Here is a 1,219-nt window from a genome sequence, read left to right on the forward strand (position 1 = left end):
TTACTCCAGGACCTTGGTAACGACGCCGGCGCCGACGGTGCGGCCACCTTCGCGGATGGCGAAGCGCAGGCCTTCTTCCATGGCGATGGGCTTGATCAGTTCCACCACGAAGGTGATGTTGTCTCCGGGCATCACCATCTCCACGCCTTCGGGCAGTTCCACCACGCCGGTCACGTCCGTCGTCCGGAAGTAGAACTGCGGGCGGTAGCCGCCGAAGAACGCCGAGTGACGTCCGCCTTCGTCCTTGCTCAGCACGTACGTGCTCGCTTCGAACTTGGTGTGCGGCTTGATGCTGCCCGGCTTGCTCAGCACCTGGCCACGTTCCACGTCGTCACGCGCCACGCCACGCAGCAGCACGCCCACGTTGTCACCCGCCATGCCCGAGTCCAGCAGCTTGCGGTGCATTTCGACCCCGGTCACGGTGGTCTTCTTGGTGTCGCGCAGACCCACGATTTCCACTTCGTCCTGGATCTTCACGATGCCACGCTCGATGCGGCCCGTTGCCACGGTGCCGCGGCCGGTGATGGTGAACACGTCTTCGACGGGCATCAGGAACGCCTTGTCGGTGTCACGCTCGGGGGTGGGGATGTAGCTGTCGATCGCGTCGAGCAGTTCCCAGATGTTGTCGACCCACTTGTCTTCGCCGCGGGCGGTCTTGGGGTTTTTCAGCAGCGCTTCGAGGGCCTGCAGCGCGCTGCCCTTGACCACGGGCAGGTCGTCGCCGGGGAACTCGTACTTGGACAGCAGCTCGCGCACTTCCATCTCGACGAGCTCCAGGAGTTCTTCATCGTCGACCATGTCGACCTTGTTCATGAAGACGACCATGTAGGGAATGCCGACCTGACGGCCGAGCAGGATGTGCTCGCGGGTCTGGGGCATGGGGCCGTCAGCGCTGCTGACGACCAGGATGGCGCCGTCCATCTGGGCCGCACCGGTGATCATGTTCTTGACGTAGTCGGCGTGGCCGGGGCAGTCAACGTGCGAGTAGTGACGGGTCGCGGTCTGGTACTCGACGTGGCTGGTGTTGATGGTGATGCCACGGGCCTTTTCTTCGGGGGCCTTATCGATCTGGTTGTAGTCCATCGTTTCGATGGTGGGGTCCATGGCCGCGGCCGTGAAGGTGATGGCGGCGGTCAGGGTGGTCTTGCCGTGGTCGACGTGGCCGATGGTGCCCACGTTCACGTGCGGCTTCGTGCGCTCAAACGTTCCTTTTGCCATG

Annotated in this window: 1 protein-coding gene; it reads right to left on the minus strand. The window is 63.6% G+C overall.

What is annotated here, in order from left to right; all coding sequences use genetic code 11:
• The gene (gene tuf, locus IEY21_RS16620) at positions 1-1,218 is read right to left on the minus strand and encodes an elongation factor Tu (RefSeq protein ID WP_188905453.1); all 1,218 of its coding nucleotides are present in this window, start codon (positions 1,216-1,218) and stop codon (positions 1-3) included.
• Between the last annotated feature and the right edge of the window lies 1 nt (position 1,219).

Source organism: Deinococcus aerophilus, from assembly GCF_014647075.1.
Lineage (GTDB): Bacteria > Deinococcota > Deinococci > Deinococcales > Deinococcaceae > Deinococcus > Deinococcus aerophilus.

What these genes read in the sequence shown, in the direction of transcription:
- tuf (WP_188905453.1), bottom strand. Translation starts at nt 1,218, where the DNA reads ATGGCAAAAGGAACGTTTGAGCGCACGAAGCCGCACGTGAACGTGGGC.